Origin of the sequence: Frisingicoccus sp., assembly GCA_016298055.1 — a bacterium.
In the GTDB taxonomy this organism is placed as follows: domain Bacteria; phylum Bacillota; class Clostridia; order Lachnospirales; family Lachnospiraceae; genus Frisingicoccus.
Genome location: JAEDDO010000102.1, coordinates 1 through 6474, shown reverse-complemented (window position 1 = coordinate 6474; position 6474 = coordinate 1). Strand labels below are relative to the sequence as shown.

The following is a 6474-nucleotide window of genomic DNA, read 5'->3' as shown; positions in this document are numbered from 1 at the left end:
ATGGCCGCTGTATTAATGATCGTACCCATATTTCTGTTCTGTCCTTTCTCCGATGTAAAAAAGAAAAGATGCCCCGAATATTCAGGACATCTTATTATTCATCTTTATTAAGCTAAGTTTGCTTTAGCTACTTCACATAAAGCTGTGAATCCGGCAGCATCGCTGATAGCCATTTCGGAAAGCATCTTACGGTTTACGTCAACACCAGCAACTTTTAAACCGTGCATTAATTTGCTGTAGGAAAGACCGTTCATTCTTGCTGCAGCATTGATTCTTGCGATCCAAAGCTGTCTGAACTGACGTTTTCTTTCTTTTCTGCCTGCGAAGGAACTTGTTAATGCTCTCATTACAGACTGTTTTGCTACTCTATACTGTTTGGATCTGGCACCTCTGTAACCTTTAGCCAGCTTTAAAGTTCTATTATGTTTTTTTCTAGCGTTTAATCCACCTTTAACTCTTGCCATTATTATATCCTCCGTTTCATTCTATTACAGGTAAGGTAAAATCTTCTTCATAACTTTTGCATTTGTTGCATCTGTCATGGCTGCTTTTCTAAGATTTCTCTTTGTCTTTGTAGATTTCTTTGTCAGAATGTGGCTCTTGTAAGCTTTCATTCTTTTTAATTTACCAGTACCTGTCTTTTTGAAACGCTTTGCTGCTGCTCTGCTTGTTTTGATCTTTGGCATAGTTTGTATCCTCCTTAATATCTACATATGATTAATTGCGTTTTTCTGATAAGAACATGACCATGCTCTTTCCTTCCAACTTAGCTGGTTTATCAATTACTGCAACATCTGATAACTTTTCAGCAAATCCATCCAAAATCACCTTTCCTGATGCGGTATGTGCCAGCTCACGTCCACGGAAACGTACAGAAACCTTCACACGATTGCCGCCCTGAAGGAACTTACGTGCATGGTTCATCTTGGTATTTAAGTCATTCACATCGATGTTCGGTGATAAACGAATCTCCTTAACGTCAATAACTTTCTGTTTCTTTCTTGCTTCCTTTTCTTTACGAGCCATCTCATAACGATACTTACCGTAATCAATAATCTTACATACCGGTGGTTTTGCCTGCGGGGCAATCTTTACTAAGTCCAGATTAGCTTCTCTTGCTAACTTCATGGCATCCTTAGCGGACATAACCCCTAACTGTTCGCCTTCTGCACTGATCAGACGTACTTCCTTGTCGCGAATCTGCTCGTTAATCATTAAATCGCTAATAATTGACACCTCCATATTCAAATAAAAAAATGGTGAGCAGCATACTACTCACCATTCATTGAGACACAATTGTGCCAATCATTCTGAATATAAACCCGAGTCATTCCAAATGCTAAGGTGAGAGTGAGTACTCTGCTTTCTTATCGTGTTCTAAACACTTTATGTAGAATACTACACTTTCACCGCTATGTCAAGCACTTTTCAAACTTTTAAATTTCAATTTTTGCGCCGAGAAGTTTAGCGAATTCTGCAACGATTGCTGTATCGCCAGGCCATGCCGGAGCTGTTACAAGATTGCCGTCAACAACGGCCTTATCAACATCTACTTCAACGTATGTTCCGCCTGCCAGAGTGATGTCCGGACCAACTGCAGGATATGCGGTTGCTTTATATCCTTTAAGTACGCCTGCTGCTGTGAGAACCTGAGGACCATGGCAGATAGCTGCAACAGGTTTGTTGTCTTTAAAGAATTCCTGAACGATCTCGATTACTCTTGCATTCAGACGGATGTATTCCGGAGCACGGCCGCCTGTAATAAAAAGGCCTGCGTAATCTGCTGTATTCACTGCATCAAAGTCTGCATTCAGAGCAAAATTATGTCCCGGTTTTTCTGAATATGTCTGATCACCTAAAAAGTCATGAACTGCTGTGCGAACAACATCACCGGCTTTTTTATCCGGACATACGGCATCTACCTGATATCCTAACACGGACAATGCCTGAAATGGTACCATTGTTTCATAATCTTCTGTAAAATCACCAACGAGCATTAAAATTTTCTTTGCCATACAAAAAACCTCCTGCATTTATTATTAACTAAATTATAACACTTTCGCAAGAAATATCCAGTAAAATTTCTATAAATTTCGAAATTTTTCCAACATTTTAAACAGACAACAGGGACAGATTTCTGTTTATGAAAGGAAGATAAATTTCACTTCCCCATCCATATCATCTGAAATACCGGAAAAATTATTGTAAGCTTTTGATGCATCTAAAATGCCATTTAAATTGTCTAAAAGACTCTCGATATCACCATCAAAAGCATTGACCAGTTTTTCGATACCTTCCCGGTTAAATTCGATCATACCTGAATTCAGTTCACCCGCACCCTGATCCAACTGATTTACACCGTCAACAAGGGCACCGGAACCGGATTGTAATGTGTTCAGTCCCGAATTGAGTACCATTACGCCGCTGTGAAGATCAAAAGCTCCATCAAGAAGTACTTTCATTCCCTCAGTCAGAGCTTTTGCTCCATCATCTGCAGACTGAAGATTTTCGCTGAGTACATAACTTCCGTCACAAACCTGTTCGGCACCTCCGGCCAGATTGCCAAGTCCTTCCGTCAATACTTTGGTTCCCTCTAAAAGTTCGCCTGTTCCGCTGACAAGCTGAGTTGTACCATTGTTTAACTGTTCGGCCATTCCGGATACTCCGGCATCCAGCTGAGCCGCTCCGTTTATGATACTTCCGTTTAAGGCATTGTTCAGTCCCGAAGATCCTGTCTTTATTTCTCCATTAAGACTTCCCGACAGATTTTCTGCCCCTGCTGCTGCATTATTCAACCCGCCTGCCAGTTCACTGCTTCCTCCGGCAAGGTTGGCCGCTGCGGATGCGGCATCTGCAAAAGCTGCATTCACGCTGCTCTCCTGAGATGTCAAAGCTTCTATGACTGCATCGACGGTCTGTGAATTTTCTTCTGTCCTCAGACTTTCCACTGCGCCAATCAGCTCTGCATTACTGATACCGGCTGAAGAAAGGCTGTCTGCCAGCGACTGTATTCCTAATGCCAGTTGTTCAGAAGATGCAGCCGCATTGGAAATTCCGTTTTTCAGCTCATCCGCTCCCGCTGCTACGCTGCTTATCCCCGCATCTAAACTGGCTGCTCCCGCTGCTGCGGCCTCAATACCGCCCTTTAATTCTCCTGCGCCTCCGGACAATGCTCCAATTCCGCTTTCCACCTGAGATTTCATACCTGCTGCACCGTCGTACAACTGCTGTATTCCCGGAAGCAATTGATTTGAAGTGCTTGTATAGGCATTCACTGCACCCTGAGAAACAGCTTTGGCCCCTGCATTTAAATCTTTTGCTCCGGATGCAAGCTCAGATGTACCATCTGCCAGAACTTTGCTTCCCTTCGAAAGTTCTTCGGCCCCTTTTGATAAGATTCCGGTTCCCTTTTCAAGTGTCTCTCCGCCATCGACCAGCTGGGAAATGCCATCAATCAACGTTCCTGAAGAACTTAAGAGCTGATCCAATCCCTCTTTTAACTGTCCGGAACCATCAACCAGCTGATTGGCAGCACTTTGAAGCTGATCCATTGACTCTTCCAGATCTTCCAGACTGTCAAATTTCTTTTCAGTCATCGAATTAAAGATTTCATTTGTAGCCACTGTAATACCTTCCACCCCGTCATAGTCCACAACATCCGCTTCTATTGTAAAATAATCCGGAAGATTTATATCCTCCACACAGAGTTCATCTTTCAGCTTCGGTATGCCCATGCCGATAGCCAGATTTCGCTCACCGTCCGAAATGATTTTTCCGTTCTCTACAGTAACATTTGAAAACTTTTCCGTATTTAAAATAAGTCCTGTCACCATTAAAAACGGTGTATAAGAAGTATTATTTTCACCGGTCTTGTTTTCATAATTGTACTGTATAACTAAATGTCCGCTTTTTCCCTGAAGCTCTGAAGGTTCCACCTTCTTTCCGTCCAGCATATAAGTGACCTGAACACCCACCGGTAATTCTTTTGTCGTAGTTCCCTGATAAACGATATCCTGACCGTCACCTTCCCAGACAATTCCCTGTTGATTTCTGCTAAAAGTTTCATCTCCTTTTACATTTTCAATATTCTCAAGCTCTGAAACATCTTTAATATTTTCCAATCCGGAAATATTTTTCAACTGATCGGATACTGTTACAGATCGGATATTCCCCGAAGCATCCAGTTTTACATAAACCGTTTCATCCTTTCGTGCTGTGGCCTGCTGTTTTGTTCCTGACGCAGACTGAACATTTTCCTGTGCCCATACAGGAATCGCCGGCAGCTGGCTGCCTCCTAAAACAAGTGCAACTGTAAGTGCCGCCGCCACAATTTTCTGATATTCTCTATTTTTCATAATGATGACCTCCCTGTTTTTTCATATCTTTTGTCGTCTTACAAATAACTTTATCAAATACCATAAGCATGGACGATAAAACAAAAATTACAACAAACATGCTGATGATCGCGCCCCGTCCCATCAGGGTGCAAAGAGCCGAAATCATATCAATATCCGAGTACAGTCCTACGCCGAAAGTTGCCGCAAAAAATCCGAGTGCAGAGACAATAATCGATGTTACAGATGATGTAAGTGCAATACGTATTGCTTCCTTCTTTTCTTTTCCGCTACACCGTTCTTTTTTATACCGGGTCGTCATTAAAATAGCATAGTCAACCGTTGCGCCGAGCTGTATCGTTCCGATTACGATCGAAGCAATAAATGGCAGCTGCGTTCCCGTATAAAAAGGTATACCCAAATTAATGAAAATGGCAAACTCAATGACTGCTACTAAAATTACCGGAATAGAAATCGATTTAAATACAAACAGTATGATTAAAAATACCGCTCCGATAGAAATTGCATTGACAACTTTAAAATCCTTATCTGTAATCTGTATCAAGTCTTTTGTACACGGAGCTTCACCGATAAGCATGGCATCCGGATCGTATGTTTTAATCATTCTGTTTAATGTCTCGCACTGGGCATTAACTTCATCCGACGCCACTTTATACTCGGACTGAACAAGAATGAGCTGCCAGTTCTCCTTCTTTAACGTATCTGTCAATTTATCAGGAATCATTTCCCGGGGAATTGCTGATCCGAGAACACTGTCAAGGCCCAAAGCAAAACGCACGCCCTGAGTTTCCTGCATTTCCTTTAAAAGCGCTTTCCCATCTTTTGAAGGAAGATCTGCTCTTATAAGGACCATATGCGTCGCATTCATTCCAAACATATCCGACAGCTTATCATTTGCCTGAATACTCTCAAGGTATTTCGGCAAGGTTGCATCCAGATTGTAGTACACATCTGTATTCCTGTATCCGCACACAGCCGGCACAAGTCCGACAAGAAAAACAAAAATCCATACTTTGTAATGTCTCATGACAAAATCCGACAGTTTTGTTATCTTCGGTATAAGCGGGCGATGGGATGTCTTCTCAATCACTTTATCAAAAATAAGAATCAATGAAGGCAAGATCGTCACACAGGAAATGACGCCGAAAATAACACCTTTAGCCATGACAATCCCCAAATCTTTTCCAAGTGCAAAACTCATAAAACAAAGTGCAATAAATCCGGCTACCGTTGTCACCGAACTTCCGACAACAGATGAAAAGGTATTCGAAATTGCCTCTGACATCGCCTTTTCTTTATCCCCCGGAAAAAGTTTTTGATTTTCTTTGTAACTATGCCATAAAAAAATCGAATAATCTAAAGTTACACCGAGCTGAAGTACTGCGCTGAGCGCCTTTGTAATGTAGGAAATCTCTCCAAGAAACACATTCGTTCCCAGATTGTAAATAACCGCCATACCAATACTGATCATAAAAAATACCGGAAGAATCCAACAATCCATAAAAATGGACAAAACAATGCATGTCAGCACAACGGCGACCAGCACATAAATCGGCATCTCTTTATCGGATAAATTCTTAATATCCGTCACCACAGCAGACATACCGCTGAGATAACACTGATCCTTTGTAATTTCACGGATCTGGCTGATAGCTTCCATTGTTGTGTCCGCGGACGTGGTATCCTTAAAGAATATTGCCATTAATGTGGCATCGTCCGTATTAAAGATGTCTTTCAGCTCATCCGGAAGTATCTCCATAGGTACAGACAAATCCATCAATGAATCATACCAGATCACTTCTTCAACCCCGTCAACCCCTTCTATCTTTTTCTTTATTTCTGCCGTGTCTTTCACAGACATACCTTCAACAATCTCCATGGCAAATGCACCTTTGCCAAAATCCTGCATCAAAATATCCTGACCCTTCATCGTCTCGATATCACCCGGCAAATAATATAAAATATCGTAATTTACCTTTGTTTTAAAATAACCCATTGCCGATGGAATCAAAAGTAAAATTCCGAAAATCAGAACAAGTACCCGGTATTTCACAATTTTTTCCCTTAATTTCGCCATGACTCAGCCTCCTTTTTTATTTTGTGACCATTGGTCATTTTT

General features: G+C 41.6%; 6 protein-coding genes. All 6 read right to left on the bottom strand.

The window, feature by feature from the left end; all coding sequences use genetic code 11:
• Positions 1 to 107 precede the first annotated feature (107 nt).
• The 6 genes from rplT to QZZ35_RS08190 all read right to left on the bottom strand — a co-directional run bounded on the left by rplT (position 108) and on the right by QZZ35_RS08190 (position 6432).
• A complete protein-coding gene (gene rplT / locus QZZ35_RS08215; RefSeq protein WP_291234148.1) occupies positions 108 to 464 on the bottom strand; it encodes a 50S ribosomal protein L20 in 357 nt (118 codons plus the stop codon).
• Between the two features lie 24 nt (positions 465 to 488).
• The gene (gene rpmI / locus QZZ35_RS08210; protein WP_291236961.1) at positions 489 to 686 is read right to left on the bottom strand and encodes a 50S ribosomal protein L35; all 198 of its coding nucleotides are present in this window, start codon (positions 684 to 686) and stop codon (positions 489 to 491) included.
• A gap of 31 nt (positions 687 to 717) precedes the next feature.
• Positions 718 to 1215 (bottom strand): translation initiation factor IF-3, encoded by a 498-nt coding sequence (gene infC, locus QZZ35_RS08205; RefSeq protein WP_291234162.1) that lies wholly within the window; start codon positions 1213 to 1215, stop codon positions 718 to 720.
• A gap of 221 nt (positions 1216 to 1436) precedes the next feature.
• Complete coding sequence (locus tag QZZ35_RS08200) at positions 1437 to 2015, bottom strand: DJ-1/PfpI family protein (protein WP_291236960.1); 579 nt, start codon at positions 2013 to 2015, stop codon at positions 1437 to 1439.
• Positions 2016 to 2141: 126 nt separating this feature from the next.
• Positions 2142 to 4355, bottom strand: a complete 2214-nt coding sequence (locus QZZ35_RS08195) for a hypothetical protein (RefSeq protein WP_291236959.1) — start codon at positions 4353 to 4355, stop codon at positions 2142 to 2144.
• Positions 4345 to 6432 (bottom strand): efflux RND transporter permease subunit, encoded by a 2088-nt coding sequence (locus QZZ35_RS08190; protein WP_291236958.1) that lies wholly within the window; start codon positions 6430 to 6432, stop codon positions 4345 to 4347. Before QZZ35_RS08190 ends, QZZ35_RS08195 begins: the two co-directional genes overlap by 11 nt.
• Positions 6433 to 6474: the final 42 nt, after the last annotated feature.

Coding starts and splice junctions, on each gene's coding strand:
- rplT (WP_291234148.1), bottom strand. CDS start 464: ATGGCAAGAGTTAAAGGTGGATTAAACGCTAGAAAAAAACATAATAGA.
- rpmI (WP_291236961.1), bottom strand. CDS start 686: ATGCCAAAGATCAAAACAAGCAGAGCAGCAGCAAAGCGTTTCAAAAAG.
- infC (WP_291234162.1), bottom strand. CDS start 1,215: ATGATTAACGAGCAGATTCGCGACAAGGAAGTACGTCTGATCAGTGCA.
- QZZ35_RS08200 (WP_291236960.1), bottom strand. CDS start 2,015: ATGGCAAAGAAAATTTTAATGCTCGTTGGTGATTTTACAGAAGATTAT.
- QZZ35_RS08195 (WP_291236959.1), bottom strand. CDS start 4,355: ATGAAAAATAGAGAATATCAGAAAATTGTGGCGGCGGCACTTACAGTT.
- QZZ35_RS08190 (WP_291236958.1), bottom strand. CDS start 6,432: ATGGCGAAATTAAGGGAAAAAATTGTGAAATACCGGGTACTTGTTCTG.